Genomic DNA, 15727 nt, shown 5'->3' with positions numbered 1-15727 from the left:
AATATTTGAAAAGAAAAATGTTTCAGCACAATCCTTTAGCTTTCATACGGATTTTTTAAACAGTACACGATTATCCGAAAAACAGGACAACGTTTCAACTAAATTGAGAATACAAACCGGTCTTTCACTTTTTAGCAGAGATAGCACGCACACCGGGATATCCCTTGTAACTGTTAAAGCATATCCACAATTATTTGAGTGGTTTTTTGTGCTTGGAACAGAAGTGTTTGCTCAAAGTGATGCACTTTGGGTATGTAGAATAAAAAAATATCTCATACAAATACTGGGCCTGCTTGAGCATTTGAATCGCCAATGTGAACAATCATCTGTTGATTTGGCTTTAGAATATATATACACAAACTATTCAAATAAAATTATCTTGGAAGATTTAGAGAAAAAGGAACAGGCTGCTACTGATACTTTCAATCAGTTATCTGCTCAAATTAAGACTGCTGAAAAGCGTATGGGTGAAATTACAGTTCTTAAAACCCGCATCATCAATTACGCAAAAACCCGTGATGTTTACAGCGAGTACCGCCTAATCTCACTTTTAAATTGCTATATTTTTGTTTTGCTTCGTAACCTTGTATATTTCGGACAAAAGAAATATAATAAAACATTAGAGAGAATGAGCATGGATTATATAACAACAAAAGAAGCTGCTACTAAATGGGGCATTACTGATAGAATGGTGCTTTATCATTGTACTTCCGGCAGAATTGACGGAGCGATAAAAATGGGGAATACATGGCTTATTCCTAAAGATGCCGTCAAGCCGGAGGACAAGAGATATAGGAGGAAAAAACATGCCAAATAGAGTTTTAATCATAGACGATGATAAAGAGCTATGTAAATTACTGAAAAAGTGCGTAGAGAAAGAGGATATCACTGCTGAACTTGCGCATACCGGAACAGATGGTTTAAAGTTAGCATTGCAAGGCAATTATCACCTGATTGTCTTAGATGTTATGCTCCCTGAAATGGACGGATTTCAAATTCTTGAAAAAATCAGAAGCATTAGTGCCGTCCCAGTGTTAATGCTTACTGCAAAAACAGCAAGCACTGATAAAGTAAATGGCCTGCGGTCAGGGGCAGACGATTATCTGACAAAGCCATTTGTTGTAGAAGAGTTTACGGCTCGTGTTTTGTCTCTAATTCGCAGATATACAACCTTAAATACTGGCTCCATGGAAGAAACCAATCGTCTTTCCTTTCAAGGGCTTATTATTGATTTGGACACTCGGATTGTTGCTATCGGAAATAAACAAATAGAACTGCATGCAAAAGAATTTGACATTCTCTGCTATCTTGCTAAAAACAAGGGGAAAATTCTGACAAAACAGCAGATATATGAAGAAGTATGGCAGGAGCAATATGCCTACGATGATAACAATATTATGGGGTACATCAGCAAGCTTCGGAAAAGTATAGAGCCTGATCCGAACAGTCAGACTTATATTCAGACTGTCAAAGGTGTCGGTTACCGTTTTAGCCGTGAGGTGTGATCTATGGGAGATATTTATATCAATTCTGGATTACTTGTTTTTTTACTTATGATTGCTGTTGCCGGCGTGGTTTTCTCGCTGATAATATTCCGGAAAATGCGGAACATCAAACTGCAATTAAATGACATATCCGATATTCTGGATGATATTATGCAAGGTAACATCAATCGAAAAATATTGGCAAATCCCTATGATATGACCACTGCAATCTGCTATAAAATCAATGGGATCGTCCATGACTTTCGGGGTCAAATCATAGAGTTAAAGAAAACCGAGGAAGCAAATAAGCAATTGATGACAAGCCTTTCTCATGATGTGCGCACCCCCCTGACAACCCTGATCGGTTACCTGGATGCAACACAAAAAGGCATTGTAGTTGGAGCAGAACGGGAGGAATATATCGAGACCGCCCGCAGACGGGCATATGATATGAAAGACTATGTGGATATGCTGTTTGAGTGGTTCAAGCTCAATTCCGATGAAGAAACCTTTGTGATTCTGAAAGCTGAACTTGCGGAATTAACTCGAAATATCCTGAAAAACTGGATACCCATTTTTGAAAACGCTTCTATTGATTTTGATATAAATATTCCTGAAAATCGGATTGAAGTTAACTTAGACACGGATGCCTATTTTCGCATCCTGAACAATTTGATTCAAAATGTAATATCCCATAGTCAAGCAACTCATATTGAAATCAGGGTTTGTCTTTTGAATATGTGTGCAAAGATTACTGTTGCGGATGATGGCATAGGAATATCCAAACAAGATTTGCCACATATTTTTGAGCGGCTTTACAAATGTGACAAGGCTCGCTCTGAAAAAGGAAGCGGTTTAGGACTGTCAATCGTGAAGCAACTTGTGGAAAAGATGGGCGGTTCCATTACAGTAGAAAGCATTCCTTATGAACGAACAGAGTTTAACATATCATTCCCGTTACTCTAAAAGAATCCCTGCTATGGCGGGGATTCTTTTTATCAGCAATGATTCAAGGTTGATTCAAGGTTCGTGCAAGGTTGATGCAAGGTTGAGATGATAAACTGATTTTAAGAAAAATAGGAGGATGTTGATAAATGAATGATTATATCATTGAAACTAAAAACTTGACAAAGCAATACGGGGCGCAAAAGAGTGTTGCCGACCTAAATATCCATGTGAAAAAAGGCCGTATCTATGGTCTGCTTGGACGAAATGGGGCCGGAAAAACCACTACTATGAAAATGCTGCTGAACCTGACGCAGCCTACTTCAGGAGAGGTTAGAATTTTCGGGAAAAACATTCAGGGAAATGAAAAGAAAATCTTGCCCCGAATTGGAAGCTTAATTGAAGCGCCGGGATTTTACCCCAATTTGACCGGCACAGAAAACCTGCGTATTTTTGTGGAACTGCGAGGTGTTCCACGGCAAAACGCTATTAAGGATGCGCTGAACTTAGTGGGCCTTCCTTACAAGGATAAAAAATTGTTCTCGCAATACTCCCTTGGCATGAAGCAGAGGTTGGCAATTGCGCTTGCGGTCATGCATGATCCGGAACTGCTTATTCTTGACGAACCGATCAACGGGCTGGACCCTATCGGAATTGCGGAGGTTCGCACCTTCATTCGTAATTTGTGTGATGAGTGCGGAAAAACCATTTTGATTTCCAGTCATATCCTTTCAGAGATTTCTTTGCTGGCTGATGATATTGGTATCATCGACCACGGTGTCCTGCTGGAAGAAGAAAGCCTTGCTGAACTGGAATCAAAAAACAACAGATATGTTCACTTTGAAGTTTCTGATACCACGCAAGCTTCCCGTATTTTGGAATCGGCATTTAAAACGAAAAATTTCAAGGTGACCGACGACCATAATATTCTGCTGTATGATACTGCTCTTCCGAAAGCTGCAATCAACCGCACCTTTATGCAAGGGGGACTGGAGGTTAATGAAATCCACTTGTGCGAAGATACTTTGGAGGACTATTTTAAAAAAGTGACAGGTGGTGAAGGAATTGCTTAGGCTAATCAAATGTGAGCTTTGGAAATTCAAGCGTATAAAACTTTTTTCAATTGCAATACTGGCAGCTTTTGTTTTTCCTGTCTTCAATGCTGCATTGCTGGCTGATGCCGATTTTGCGGACATACAGACAGGAGTGCGAGAAGAGAGCGGTTTCTTACTGCTGATGCCGCTGCTGATCGTACTGGCCTCCAGGCTGTTTTTTGCGGAGCAGGACAATGACACCCTCAAGAACCTGCTATGCATTCCTATATCGAAAAAGAGGCTGGTTCTTGTAAAGCTGCTGGTTCTGCTGCTCTTTTCGGTTATATTTCAGATTGTGGGGTTTGCAGTTGGTACAGTGATTGCTGTTGCTCAAAATATACAGCTTACAAATTTTGTCTTGCAATTTGCCTTAACAGCGGCGACGGGGGTATTGCTATGGGCGGCAGCGCTTCCTTGTATCGTACTGGTAGTTTGGTTTAACAAAAGCTATATCCTTTCGGTAATTATTGTGTTCTTTTACACACTCTTGAATTATATCATGCATTTCAGCGATGCTGTTTTGATGCAGCCTTTGGGCTTCAATGTTGGGACACTCATGCCGATCCCTATGATTTTTCGATGGCTGTACCAGTTCCACATTCCGGTAGGTAAAATCCAGGCGGAATTTTACAATCGTTTCAGCCAATATTTTGCACCTACATCAGTATGTTTTTGCGTACTGCTGATAGAAGCAGTGATTTGCACATTCTTAATGATCCGTATCTATCAACGTAGAGAAAATTAAAGAAAGGGGGAATTTTCTGTGCTGCACATCATAAAAACTGAATTTTTGAAATTAAAGCGTTTTCATATTTTGTTAATTGGCTTGATTGGTATGGCTCTTCCTGCAATCTTATCTGTATTTACACAGGCAGTTGTCATTGAGGAGGCTAAAGTACAAAATTTTAATTTTGCGGCGCTGTTTAACAGTTCCATCTGGAACAGTGTTACTATTTTCATGCCTGTGATTTTTACGTTGATTGGTGGCTATTTGATCAATAGAGAATATACAGATAATACTTTGAAAAGCATCTTGCCAGTACCAGTGACATTTCAGTGTCTTCTGTTCGGGAAGTTGCTTGCTATGGGGCTTTTAAGTGTGTTGTTTGGATTTTACAGCTTTGCGGTTACTCTGGTTATTGGGCTTCTATCGGGCGTACCGGGATTGAGTGTTGCCATTCTACTCAAAAGCCTTTTGCAGATGGTAGGAATTGCTGCTTGCACATATATTGCGATTTTGCCTATTGTTGCATTCACAAGTAAGATGCCGGGAATTTTCATGGGTGGAGTGATTGCATCCTTTATCATTGGATATAGTGCCATGTTTATCAAGAATGTCACCCTGCGCAGTTTATATCCGATATTGACGGGATTGACTGTTATAAGATTTGATACAGGAAGATTTATGAACACTTCCGAACCGGCGAATCTTACGCTATCCGTTCTGTCATTGGCAGTAATGCTTTTGCTCACGCTCATGATTGTGATGCTGACAAATCCGCCGCAGGTGGCTTTAAAAGATAAAAAGCATAAAAAGTCGGATATGTTTTTTCGTAAAGGACAAAAAAGCAGATAATTTTTGAGACGGTGAGAGGCTGGTGATTGCAGTGAAGAAGCTGTCTATTGTTGTCGTAGTATGGTATATGGGGACGGTATGGTATATGGGGACGTGCCTGATTTTGCACATAATTATTAACTAGTAACAATTCAAATGATACAATCCTGTTTGGAGGTGGTAAGTATGAGCAGGTCACCAAGGGTATTGAGCCAAACAGGATTGTATCATATTATTTTTAGGGGCTTAAATAGACAGAATATATTTGAAGAAGACGCTGATTTTCACAAAATGCTTGAGATATTATTCGGAATAAAAAAAGAAAGATGTGTCGAAGTATATGCATATTGCTTAATGTATAACCATGTGCATCTGTTTATTAGAGAAAACTGTACGGGCGATATTGTGAAAGTTATGCACAAATTGCTGACGAAATATGTAGGCTGGTACAATTTCAAATACCAGAGAAGCGGAAGTCTTATCGGTAACAGATATAAAAGTGAACCTATAGAAGATGAGCGGTATTTTTTTGCATTGACGCGATATATTCATCAAAATCCGATAAGGGCCGGAATTGTCAAAGAAATAAGCAAATATGCTTGGAGCAGTTATAATGATTATATGTCATTAGATTCAGGAGAAAAGATTACAGATACCTATTTAATACTGGAAATGTTATCTGCTGACGCTGAAGAAGCTAGACGAGAGTTTATCGAGCTACAAAAAGAAATTGGAAGTGAGAACTTCCATATAACCGACAGTAAAAAATTAACTGATGAACAATTACGTAGAAAGGTTATTAAGTGTTTAGACGGGTTAGATCCTAAAGAAATTGGAAACAAGCCTCGAAAAGAGCGAGATGAAATATTGCGATATTTGAGAGAAAAAGAAAAGTTTACAATAGGACAGTTGGAGCGGCTAACGGGTATTTCAAGGGGAATAATTACACGCTGTAACGTGCAAAAATAGGCACGTCCCTAAGCGTTCCTACGTGCAAAAATAGGCACGTCCCTAAGCATTCTCCCTAAGCATTCTCCAAGGCGATGTGGCAGGCGCAATTCAAAGTACATGGACGGATGCGTCAAGCCAGATCAAGACTGTGGTCAATAAAGTTGTATTTCCTGCAATAGACTTGATTTTGGCAGTGTTTTTCTTTGCCAAGCTTGGGATCGCTTATTTTGATTAAATGATAACAATAAGAAAAGTGAAACAGACAGTCAACAGATAGCAATTGTATATTAAAGCAATTACCTTTAATAACGAACAGCTTTTAAAAATGTAAAAAACTATTGACATTTTTTCGTTAAGATAGTATGCTTTTAAATGTAAAAAACTTTTGACATTATGGAGGCGAGTTTATGAAAAAAATGGATGAAATGGAATTAAAGATAAACCAGAAAGGGATTAAATGGAGTTGGCTTTTTATGGTATTGTCCCTCGTTATATGGGGTGGCTATAACTACATTAAGAACCAAGAAATGTCCCTTCCGCTGATTCTATTCACACTGCAATTTTTGGTGTATTTCTTTGTTACGAGTATTGCAAAATTGAAGGTTGACGATGACAACGGCAAAAAACAAATATTGATTTCTTTGGGCGTATTTTTCTTACTAATTGTATTTGGTGTGATTTTGTATTTTACTGTTGGTCGTAGATAATTATGAAAAATAGCATAAGAGAACTACGTAAAGAAAAAAATTATAGACAGGAAGATTTAGCTACTGCATTAGGTGTCACAAGACAAACAATAAATGCGATTGAAAATGATAAATATGATCCTACACTATTGTTAGCCTTTAAGCTGGCAAGCATACTTGGAACAACAGTAGATAAACTATTCGAGCCTGATCCAGCAATGCTAAAATAAAACTGTCTGCAACATGCAAAAAAGCTGTAGATGGGTAGATCATACTTTATACTTAAATGAAATCCATATGCAGAAGCAGCAGATTTTTAAGTATCAGAGCGGCAGCTTCTTTGTTATCTTACATTCAGCATGAATAAATTACCACTACCCTTTTATGTTGCGTAGCGATATATCAACTTGCTAATGAGCATGATTACGGTTAGAATTAGTGGATTTACCATAGCTTACGTAAAAAAAGCGCACTGAACCAAGGTATACCACTAACTCCGGCAACCCAATATATCCCTTTTATTAATAATACATTTTCGAGATTACTATGGATGTCGTGTTAACTGTCATTCTAAGAATTCTTCAATGTCTATATCTAGCAGTTCCAGCACTGTTGTTACAGTTAATTGTTGGTGTTCGCTATAAAACCCATAACTGTAGGTATCTTCTTGTTCTTTCACAAAGTATGCTTTTTCTAAAGCTTCAAGCACATATTTGATGGTAGGGTTTTCAAGCTTCTTGTTATTCCAGCCAATACGTGGAAGCTCCTCTTCTGATTCATTGATACTTTTACGAATCTTGTACTGAACAATTGCACGAATCAGAAGTGAGATGTTCATGAGCATGACCAAGGCATTAATTCGCTCTAATGCACGTGCGATGGAATAGTCATTTAAGTGTTCTGGCATAACCCCTTTGCCAAACAATGCTTCAGTATCATAACCGGCAAATGCCCGCTTGATCCTGTAAAGTGGGGCTCGTACCTGCATAAATGTTGCCAATATCACGGCCTTAGCTAAATTACCGGGAGACACTTTCCAATGACTTTCATCCCATTCAACACTACCATCTATGAATTCAACAAAACCAATGAGTTTTAAAAACTTGTTTGCAAGCAGTAAAGCAAAAGGAAGGATCAAAGGTTGCTCTACTTTTGCCGGATGCAGTATAGTAATTTTACGCTTTTTATTTCTTTTGTGTTTATGTGACTTCTTTGAAGCTTTTGCCATACGAATCACTCCTATAATTTTGTATATAAAAGAGATTCGCCAAAAGTTCTAAATTCCATTCAAGTTTACATAAATAATGCATGGTAATTTATTCATGCTGAATGTGAGTTGTTATAGAAAGCAAATGTGAAGCAGGCTGTTTTAATTTTAGCAAAACCAGCCTGCTCAACAAATTGAATTTTACGATATGAGATTGTGCTTGCAATGACGAATTGGACTAAAGCCAGATAGCAAAATCGTTGTACTCAAATGTACCGCTGCCGTGATGTAATTTTCCTTCAGCTTTCAGGTCTCGGAAAGCATCTCGCATTCTTAAGAGTATTTCCGGTTGTATATCCAAACTGTGGTGTGCTGGAAAAACCCGATTTACAGGAAGTGCAGCAACTCGTTCCATTGATTTTAGATAGGCTTTCGGGTCGGTGGAGGGATAATAGGCAAATAAGGTATCTTTATAAACCAGATCGCCTGTGAAAAGATACCCTCGATCTTTTTCAAAAAAGCACATATGCCCAGGTGAATGCCCAGGTGTATGCAGTATCTGCAATTCGTACCCGCCGATGTTAATTGTGGCATTATCTTTCAACACCCTAGTAGGTATTCCCTGAAAGAATTCATAGCTGTCGACATTGTATCCTTCTGGCAGATCACAGCGATCTATTACCATACCCTTGATTTGTTCCATGGTAAGCGGGAATTCTCCGCACAGCCAATCTAATTCATCCTCATGGGCGTAAAAATCCGGGAAGTATTTATGACCACCGATGTGGTCCCAGTGGATATGGGTTGCCACGGCAGTGACTGGCTTATCAGTCAGCTTCATCACTTCATCGTAAATGTTGCTGATACCGAGGCCAGTGTCGATCAGAAGTGCTTTTTCAGTGCCTATAAGCAAATAACAGTGCGTTTCCTCCCAATGCCGATACTCGCTAAGAACAAACGTATCCTCATTTATTTTTTCTGTTGTAAACCATTTATCCATTCTGACTTCCTCCTTGATTATGCCACTGAATACTCGCAGATTAGCTGATGCGTCCATCGCAGCAGCTGATCTGAATAACGATCCAGAGCGGCTTGTGACTCTTCTGCGGCCTTAACCTGCTTCGAGTATTGTAAAATCAATTGGTCTGTTCCAGACAACACATCATTTAAGGCCTTTTGGCTTCTTATGTAGATGCTGGTTTCTGAGTAGTGTTTCGCCTGTAATATAAAAAACGCAGACTTATACATGTTACTAAGCGTTTCAATATTACGGTCATGAAGATAGTTGTGGCTGCACATATGATAAAGATTGCAGGCACCCATTAAAACTGCAGCGCGTGTATATGTCAAGTAAATTTTCTCTTTTTCCAATTGACTGCCGACTTTTCAATTGAAATAATGACGAAAATTTACTTGACATATACAAAGCAAATGTTCTTTATGACCATTTGTTTTGTTTCCTGTGTTACTTGAAAAGGATGCATGTCCCAGCACTAATCTCCATCGAGGAATACGCTGTTGTTCAGTTTTTGCTTCATAATCTTACAGGTGGTCATTTTACCAACGCCCATGGTACCGCCGATCAAAAACAGATTTTTCATGTTTATATCCATTCCTTTCGCTCAAGGCACAAAACGTAATGAAAAGTGCTTTTGAGCGTTATTTGTTTTATAATTAAGTCCATAGGGATTTCGGTAAACTACAAATCACGGAGAGGTGAGTGGGCTATCTGACTTATCAGATGACCGTATGTTTATATGTGTAGATCGCCTTTTCGTGAGTAAGCAGAGCCGTTACCGACTTTGCTCCTCTTTGAACCGTACGTGCGCAACTAACGCATACGGCTCCCCAACAACTTTACGCGTTATTTGCAATTAGGCTTACATATATCTTTGGATTAGCTATTGGGAAGGTTTTTAACAATCCATCCCGAAATGCATCCCAAGTATAGCTTTTCCTCTCGCTTCTTCGGTTCAGCCACTTAAACAGTAGATTAACTATCATGAATCGGAATTTCGCAATACTTTCAAAGTTATCTGTAACTCCGTAGTAATGATAGTGCCCCAGCAGCGATTGGTTAAATCTGGTAATTATATCTTTGACAGACCAATCTCGGTGCTCCTTTAACCACAGATTCAGCTTTTTCAGTTTTGCTGTAGTTTTCTTGCGGCACGATATCACCTTGACACGAAAGAATCTTTTCTTAGTGTCCATGCTACAATAGAAAGTAAAACCAAGGAAATCAAACGTTTCTGGTTTTCCCTCGCTCCTTGCTGCCCGGTCTTTTTCCGCAAACCTACCAAATTCCAATATCCGTGTCTTTTCTTCCGCTAATTCAAGTCCGAACTTCGTAAACCGTTTCGGTAGCTCCTTGTAGAACTTTTCTGCATCCTCTTTGTATTGAAAGCAACATACAAAATCATCACAATATCGGATAATATATGCATCCCCTCGGCACTCTTTGCTTATCTTTATGGTAAACCACAAGTCAAGTACATAGTGTAAATAGATGTTTGCAAAGATTGGAGATGCAGCTGAGCCCTGCGGGCTGCCGACTTCATGTTCCAGTAATTCCCCTCCATCTAGCACATCTGCTTTCAGCATCTTCTTGATAAGATCGATAAATTTTCTGTCAGCTATGTCATGTTCCAGAAATTGAATCATCCACTCATGGTCTATGGTGTCAAAGAATGACCGAATATCTGCCTCTACTACATAACCTACATTCTTGCGGATACATTCTATCAGCTTCCGTACTGCCTGATGGCAATTCTTTTCAGGTCGGAATCCATAGGAAAATTCATAGAACTTTGGCTCATATATTACAGATAAAATTTCGGCAACCCGATTTTCCACTAACTTATCCTCGTAGCAAGAAATTCCCAATGGTCTCTTTTTCTTGCTTCCCGGCTTATCTATATAGACCCTTCGTGTGGGTTGCGGTTGGTACGCTTGTCTTTTCATACGCAAAACTAGCTGTTCAATATTTTCCTCCAGGTTCTTAGCATACTCATCCTTGCTCACTTTGTCGATGCCTTTAGCCTTCTTGCCATCCATTCTTCGATGAATTTGTTTTAGACTAGCTTCGTCAATAAAATGTGCTAGATTTTGTACTTTTACGTTCCTTTTTGCAATTTCGCTTATCCTGTGCAGTTCTATTGTCATTCTTGTTCAGCTCCTGTCTGGAATAAAATTTCATTGCACAGTTCAGTTGTTGCTACCCCCTTCCCTCTATCCGCTTTCACGGACTTCTACAGTACTATGAGGTAGTCGGACTCCCTGTTGAGCGTCTGGTTGGCTCATCTTTGTAGGATTTGCTTCTCCATACTGCCAATGGCAGACTCAGCAGGGTCTCATCTGTTCTCCTGAATCCCTCTACATCCTCGCCGAGCTTTTAAACCCCGGAAGAGCCAACATACACTCACCATTTCGTATATGTTGATGCTGCCTGCTGTCTGCTTGACGACATCGGCCTCTTCGTCATTTTATTTATTTCGTGGCTAAATCGCTTCAACTTTCGCTTTCGGCTCGGTCTGTTTCCTGTCCTACGCTTAATACTGACGTTACCGTTTTGCATCCAAGGACTAGGTACAGGCTGCTGGTTAGACTTTACCTGGTGGATATTTCCACTGTGATTCAGAAGCTTACAATTGCTTCCTTGTTATATTCAAAAGCAAGTGGAACGCTTGCGGAGTATCCCCCCCGCTGCATTCGCAGCTCGCACCAAGCACAAATAAGTGTACCTTTGAGTACGTAACCTTATCTTTGTTTAAACAATCTCGTTTATATGCTAGGCGTTCAGTCAATGCCGTATCCCCCTATAATTCTTGCGAGCTTTCCAGTTCAGAAAGGAGTCCCTATGGCTTTAAAAATTGTGTACAAAGTCTGCTGTGGGATTGATGTTCACAAAACTTTTGTTGTTGCCTGTATCGCTTCCACCAACAATCAAGGTGTTACCACCTACAAGCGCCACCGCTTTTCCACTTACACTAAAGGTTTGAAAGAGCTGTTACAATGGCTGCTTGAATTTAACTGTAAGGATGTCTGTATGGAATCTACAGGAAAGTACTGGATTCCAGTGTACAACGTCTTGGAAGAAAACTGTTCTATTGTACTTGCACATCCTAAGTATGTTAAGGCTATTCGTGGTAAAAAGACTGATAAGAAAGATGCTAAATGGATTGCTGACCTGTTTAAGCATGATCTTGTTGCCGGTAGCTTTATGCCTCCTGCGGATATCCGCCAGCTTCGTGACCTAATGCGCTATCGCTACAAACTAACCTGCTTTATGTCCAGCGAAAAGAATAGACTCCAAAACTGTCTCACGGTTTCCAATATTCAATTGGGAAACATTGTATCGGACACTTTTGGTAAAAGTTCCAAAAGAATTCTGGATAAGATTCTTGAAAATCCTCAAGATACTTCCTTTGATATAGAACCTTCAATTCATAGCTCTATGAAAGGTAAAATCCCTGAATTAGAGCTCGCCATTGACGGCTATATTACACCGGAACAGGCTGGTAAATTAAAGATTATCAAAAAGCATTTTGAAGATTTGGAATCCCGGAAAACAGAGCTAGAAGAACTGATTCTTGCGCTCGCCAGTCCCTATCAGCAAAAACTCGACCTAATTCTAACCGCTCCATCCTTTAAGAACATTTTCTCTGCAATTACAGTTATCTCAGAGATTGGTGTTAATATGGAGTCTTTTCCTTCGGCGAAACACTTATGTTCTTGGGCAGGTCTTACGCCTACCAATAATGAAAGTGCAGGGAAGAAAAAGTCTGTCCGGGTTTCCAAAGCCGGATGCTACATCAAGCCACTTTTGGTTCAATGCGCCAACTCAGTGGTCAAAAGTGAAAAGCATCCTGAAATACGTAACCGCTACCTCCGCCTCAGGAAACGCCGCGGTCACAAGAAGGCAATCATTGCAATAGCAAGAATGCTTCTAACAGCATTATACAACATGTTGAAGAATAATGAACCATATAATGCTGAACTTTATAGGAAATCTGACATTATTCCTGCCAATCGCGAGATTACAGTGGAGCAGGCTATATTAATAGCAAAATTCCAAGGTTATAGAATTAAGTCAGCTACTGAATAACCTTAATTTTTCAATATTAAATTTTTTGACTAGCGAAAGGTGGTCTATTTGGTATGCCCTCTAATCTGGTTAAGTGCTCTTTTATTCTTTTTCAACCTTCTTCCTCACAATTTCTAATAATATCCATTATAGCATAGAATGCAAGTCCCTGCATGTCTATGGGTATATTGACTGAGTTTTTATATATTTTCGGAGTCTGTGAAAGCAGGCTCTCTATTTTTTTTGGAGGTGATCCCTATGTTTATGTGGGACTTTGTTGCCGACAAGGTGCTGAATCAAATCCTCGACATGATGCTGTTTATCCTTATCATGATGGGCTATGCAGTAATTAAGGTATTTTTCGCAAACCTTAAAAGGGACGGCATTCTGCTGATCCAGATCGCAGTCGGCAGCCTGTATATGTTCAGTGTTCCGAGAGGCTATCTGGACGGCTTTGTTAGCTGGTGCAAGCAGATCATCGGCTTGTGCCTGACGGCCTTTCTTCAGTCTATTATCCTCATAGCAGGTCTGATGGTAATCAAGGATCATGTCCTGCTGGGGCTGGGATTGATGCTGGCTTCAGGAGAAATTCCACGCATCGCTGGTGCCTTTGGACTGGATACCAGTACCAAGGCTAATCTTATGAGTGCTGTTTATACGGCACAGTCCGCAGTCAATATGACCCGGACGGTTGTAAAGGCGGTGGCAGCAAAATGAAGCTGGTATATATCTGTTCTTCCTTTGCTGGAGATATCGAAAACAATCAGCAGTTTGCCAGAACAGCCTGCCGTTACGCTATTAATCAAGACTGTGCCCCAATTGCAGTCCACCTGCTGTATCCGCAAATTTTAAATGATACTGTCCCCGCCGAAAGAGAGAATGGTATTCAAATGGGTTTGCGGATACTGGCATCCTGCGATGAGGTGTGGGTCTGTGGAAAGCGGATCAGCCATGGAATGAAATGTGAGATCGCGGAGGCCGAACGACTTGGCATCTCAATAAATAGCATATCAACAGAACAAATAAAAGGAGAAATCAACATGAAGTAAGACAAGAAGGGGTCAGGCTTGAAATATTCCTTTCTTATGGAGATATTATCCAACAAGATAAGTATGTCGAGAAAATAGCGAATCCACTATCAAGGCGCCGCATATTATGTGATAGTTAGAGGCAATACTGGAGAAAAGGTTCGACTAGACGAAATAAATAAGTGAATAATTCAAGCCTGATCCCGAAGTTGACCCTTTATTCTATTTCAAGCCCCCTTTGACAAATCGTATCAAAGGGGCTTGAAAAGTAGTGGAATGAAATGTCATACTCCGTTTTCCGGCATGTTACGGACAGTTTAAACTTTTGAGTTTTCTATGTTAGTCTGTTTTAACAACTCATCAAGACGTTTGGCAATTTTCTTTCTGATTATGAGCATGGTATCAAGTTTTTTGTAGAGTTGGTCATCCAAGCGGTTTAGTATTTCAGAATCGGTGGTTTCATCGATGTTGACGTATTTTGATTGACCATTGTCTTTATAGCTGAAGCAGGTTCTTTGACCACATTCATCCTTGAATTGAGCCATCAGGCTATTCGCTTTTCGTCTTAATGCCTGTTCTCTGGCATTGGTAACGTCGAATTGAAAATATGGTTCTATAAGGTCAACAACAGCATCTGTTGTAATTTCATTTAGCCCTGCCATTTGCTTCAGGATTTCGTTCCTTGCTTGTTTCTCCAATGTAATGGTTTTGCTCATATACTCAGTCCTTTCAGAAAATTATTTATTTTCATTATCTTTGCTACCGCTTCATTGGATTTTCTTTGTTCATTTTTGAGATTAAGAGGATCATTAAGATGATCAGCCCAAGCCTTAAGGTGTTTGTCATCCACCTCTAGCTTTCGAATCTCCGATAATATATTACTGAATTTTTTTGCGGCTGCTGTGCAAAATGTGTGATAATCATGGCTAGCCGCGACATTAAGTCTTCTTTCCTGTTCGTTTTTCTTTCTCTCCTGCGCTAAGTCTAATACTTTGGATCTGGTTGGAAGCTTATTGTTTTCTCTGGCTTCTGCTTTTACCTGCTCAACCAAGTCCTTATTATCTGCCAAAATTTCAAAGCGTTTTTGTTGATCTGTAGTAAAGTTAAGGTTTTTCACAATCTGTGATTTGGTTTTCTGAGGTGGGGATAGATTTTCACAGGTATGATTCGAGGCATTTCCAACTTCGGTGCACCGGTGCACTGAAGTTAAATCGTTTCTGGTTCCTTGGGCAGTGGGGATGTTTTTTAATAATTCACCAATCTTAACTTCAGCATCCAATAATGCTTCGGCTAGCATCCTGCATTCTTCTTTTTTTTGATCCCTTACCGCCTGAGCCAATTTCAATTTTTCTATAGCTCTTATTTCTGCCCGGACGGAGGCCAGTTTCTCTCTTCCAACCAAAATGAATTTGCTCAAATCCTCTAATGTTACAGGCAGGTCAGATTTGCATTTTTCTATTTTAGAATTATCCATCTGTTTTTTCTCCCATTTAACAATAGCCTATCTAAATAAGTTTATAATGAGTGAGTGAATTATTACACTACAAAGCAAAATGCAATCAATAACTTCCATATAATACGAATGATATATGAATGTGAAAATGATGTAAGTGTATGCACATATTTACATAATATGAATAAGAGTATTATATTGTTACCGTAAATAGTGGCTCTTTGTCTTTTAGTACGGG

17 protein-coding genes and 2 pseudogenes are annotated in these 15727 nt (G+C 39.6%); 13 read left to right on the top strand and 6 right to left on the bottom strand.

All coding sequences use genetic code 11. The annotated features are described in order from the left end of the window. Positions 1-634: 634 nt before the first annotated feature. The 10 genes and pseudogenes from QKW49_RS02865 (at position 635) to QKW49_RS02820 (ending at position 6945) form a co-directional block, all read left to right on the top strand. Positions 635-817 (top strand): helix-turn-helix domain-containing protein, encoded by a 183-nt coding sequence (locus QKW49_RS02865; protein WP_282868046.1) that lies wholly within the window; start codon positions 635-637, stop codon positions 815-817. Next, on the top strand, positions 807-1505 hold the full coding sequence (locus tag QKW49_RS02860) for a response regulator transcription factor (protein ID WP_282866084.1): 699 nt from the start codon (positions 807-809) through the stop codon (positions 1503-1505). The genes QKW49_RS02865 and QKW49_RS02860 overlap by 11 nt, the downstream gene beginning before the upstream one ends. A 3-nt stretch (positions 1506-1508) precedes the next feature. Continuing rightward, complete coding sequence (locus QKW49_RS02855; RefSeq protein ID WP_282866083.1) at positions 1509-2450, top strand: HAMP domain-containing sensor histidine kinase; 942 nt, start codon at positions 1509-1511, stop codon at positions 2448-2450. Between the two features lie 128 nt (positions 2451-2578). Continuing rightward, positions 2579-3502, top strand: a complete 924-nt coding sequence (locus QKW49_RS02850; protein WP_282866082.1) for an ABC transporter ATP-binding protein — start codon at positions 2579-2581, stop codon at positions 3500-3502. Next, entirely contained in the window at positions 3495-4268 is a 774-nt protein-coding gene (locus QKW49_RS02845) for an ABC transporter permease (protein ID WP_282866081.1), read from the top strand. The genes QKW49_RS02850 and QKW49_RS02845 overlap by 8 nt, the downstream gene beginning before the upstream one ends. Before the next feature lie 18 nt (positions 4269-4286). Further along, complete coding sequence (locus QKW49_RS02840; RefSeq protein ID WP_282866080.1) at positions 4287-5099, top strand: ABC transporter permease; 813 nt, start codon at positions 4287-4289, stop codon at positions 5097-5099. A gap of 165 nt (positions 5100-5264) precedes the next feature. Then, positions 5265-6047 (top strand): transposase, encoded by a 783-nt coding sequence (locus tag QKW49_RS02835; RefSeq protein WP_282866079.1) that lies wholly within the window; start codon positions 5265-5267, stop codon positions 6045-6047. A 70-nt stretch (positions 6048-6117) separates the two neighbouring features. Then, positions 6118-6261: pseudogene (locus QKW49_RS02830) on the top strand (DUF3852 family protein); the annotation flags it as partial. Between the two features lie 175 nt (positions 6262-6436). Beyond that, positions 6437-6736: a hypothetical protein gene (locus tag QKW49_RS02825; RefSeq protein ID WP_282866078.1), complete on the top strand. Its 300-nt coding sequence runs from the start codon at positions 6437-6439 to the stop codon at positions 6734-6736. Between the two features lie 2 nt (positions 6737-6738). Continuing rightward, positions 6739-6945 (top strand): helix-turn-helix transcriptional regulator, encoded by a 207-nt coding sequence (locus QKW49_RS02820; RefSeq protein WP_282866077.1) that lies wholly within the window; start codon positions 6739-6741, stop codon positions 6943-6945. A gap of 335 nt (positions 6946-7280) precedes the next feature. Here QKW49_RS02820 and QKW49_RS02815 read toward each other — a convergent pair whose 3' ends face one another. From QKW49_RS02815 to ltrA, 4 genes are all read right to left on the bottom strand, one after another. After that, entirely contained in the window at positions 7281-7943 is a 663-nt protein-coding gene (locus tag QKW49_RS02815; RefSeq protein ID WP_282866076.1) for a DUF4277 domain-containing protein, read from the bottom strand. Positions 7944-8160: 217 nt separating this feature from the next. Beyond that, positions 8161-8922 (bottom strand): MBL fold metallo-hydrolase, encoded by a 762-nt coding sequence (locus QKW49_RS02810; RefSeq protein WP_282866075.1) that lies wholly within the window; start codon positions 8920-8922, stop codon positions 8161-8163. A 17-nt stretch (positions 8923-8939) separates the two neighbouring features. After that, positions 8940-9272, bottom strand: a complete 333-nt coding sequence (locus tag QKW49_RS02805; RefSeq protein ID WP_282866074.1) for a hypothetical protein — start codon at positions 9270-9272, stop codon at positions 8940-8942. A 507-nt stretch (positions 9273-9779) separates the two neighbouring features. Continuing rightward, a complete protein-coding gene (gene ltrA / locus QKW49_RS02800) occupies positions 9780-11087 on the bottom strand; it encodes a group II intron reverse transcriptase/maturase (RefSeq protein ID WP_282863095.1) in 1308 nt (435 codons plus the stop codon). Between the two features lie 694 nt (positions 11088-11781). On the opposite strand from ltrA, the gene QKW49_RS02795 reads away from it, so the two are divergent. From QKW49_RS02795 to QKW49_RS02785, 3 genes and pseudogenes are all read left to right on the top strand, one after another. Then, positions 11782-13029, top strand: coding sequence for an IS110 family transposase (locus tag QKW49_RS02795; RefSeq protein ID WP_282866073.1), 1248 nt, complete (start codon positions 11782-11784; stop codon positions 13027-13029). Positions 13030-13317: 288 nt separating this feature from the next. Beyond that, positions 13318-13725, top strand: a pseudogene (locus QKW49_RS02790) (conjugal transfer protein TrbL family protein); the annotation flags it as partial. Next, positions 13722-14057 carry a DUF4406 domain-containing protein gene (locus QKW49_RS02785; RefSeq protein ID WP_282866072.1) on the top strand — a complete coding sequence of 112 codons (336 nt, stop codon included), beginning with the start codon at positions 13722-13724 and terminating at the stop codon, positions 14055-14057. The pseudogene QKW49_RS02790 and the gene QKW49_RS02785, both read left to right, overlap by 4 nt. A gap of 296 nt (positions 14058-14353) precedes the next feature. Here QKW49_RS02785 and QKW49_RS02780 read toward each other — a convergent pair whose 3' ends face one another. Both QKW49_RS02780 and QKW49_RS02775 read right to left on the bottom strand, forming a co-directional pair. Next, the gene (locus tag QKW49_RS02780) at positions 14354-14752 is read right to left on the bottom strand and encodes a hypothetical protein (protein WP_282866071.1); all 399 of its coding nucleotides are present in this window, start codon (positions 14750-14752) and stop codon (positions 14354-14356) included. Continuing rightward, positions 14749-15510, bottom strand: a complete 762-nt coding sequence (locus QKW49_RS02775) for a hypothetical protein (protein WP_282863844.1) — start codon at positions 15508-15510, stop codon at positions 14749-14751. Before QKW49_RS02775 ends, QKW49_RS02780 begins: the two co-directional genes overlap by 4 nt. Between the last annotated feature and the right edge of the window lie 217 nt (positions 15511-15727).

It is taken from the genome of Petroclostridium sp. X23 (genome assembly GCF_030013905.1).
Classification (GTDB): Bacteria; Bacillota; Clostridia; order SK-Y3; family SK-Y3; genus X23.
Note: the sequence above shows the minus strand (reverse complement) of the source record. Positions and strands in the feature narration are given on the sequence as shown.

Excerpts from the sequence above, each read along its gene's own strand:
- QKW49_RS02865 (WP_282868046.1), top strand. The coding sequence starts at position 635 with ATGGATTATATAACAACAAAAGAAGCTGCTACTAAATGGGGCATTACT.
- QKW49_RS02860 (WP_282866084.1), top strand. The coding sequence starts at position 807 with ATGCCAAATAGAGTTTTAATCATAGACGATGATAAAGAGCTATGTAAA.
- QKW49_RS02855 (WP_282866083.1), top strand. The coding sequence starts at position 1,509 with ATGGGAGATATTTATATCAATTCTGGATTACTTGTTTTTTTACTTATG.
- QKW49_RS02850 (WP_282866082.1), top strand. The coding sequence starts at position 2,579 with ATGAATGATTATATCATTGAAACTAAAAACTTGACAAAGCAATACGGG.
- QKW49_RS02835 (WP_282866079.1), top strand. The coding sequence starts at position 5,265 with ATGAGCAGGTCACCAAGGGTATTGAGCCAAACAGGATTGTATCATATT.
- QKW49_RS02825 (WP_282866078.1), top strand. The coding sequence starts at position 6,437 with ATGAAAAAAATGGATGAAATGGAATTAAAGATAAACCAGAAAGGGATT.
- QKW49_RS02820 (WP_282866077.1), top strand. The coding sequence starts at position 6,739 with ATGAAAAATAGCATAAGAGAACTACGTAAAGAAAAAAATTATAGACAG.
- QKW49_RS02815 (WP_282866076.1), bottom strand. The coding sequence starts at position 7,943 with ATGGCAAAAGCTTCAAAGAAGTCACATAAACACAAAAGAAATAAAAAG.
- QKW49_RS02810 (WP_282866075.1), bottom strand. The coding sequence starts at position 8,922 with ATGGATAAATGGTTTACAACAGAAAAAATAAATGAGGATACGTTTGTT.
- ltrA (WP_282863095.1), bottom strand. The coding sequence starts at position 11,087 with ATGACAATAGAACTGCACAGGATAAGCGAAATTGCAAAAAGGAACGTA.
- QKW49_RS02795 (WP_282866073.1), top strand. The coding sequence starts at position 11,782 with ATGGCTTTAAAAATTGTGTACAAAGTCTGCTGTGGGATTGATGTTCAC.
- QKW49_RS02785 (WP_282866072.1), top strand. The coding sequence starts at position 13,722 with ATGAAGCTGGTATATATCTGTTCTTCCTTTGCTGGAGATATCGAAAAC.
- QKW49_RS02780 (WP_282866071.1), bottom strand. The coding sequence starts at position 14,752 with ATGAGCAAAACCATTACATTGGAGAAACAAGCAAGGAACGAAATCCTG.
- QKW49_RS02775 (WP_282863844.1), bottom strand. The coding sequence starts at position 15,510 with ATGGATAATTCTAAAATAGAAAAATGCAAATCTGACCTGCCTGTAACA.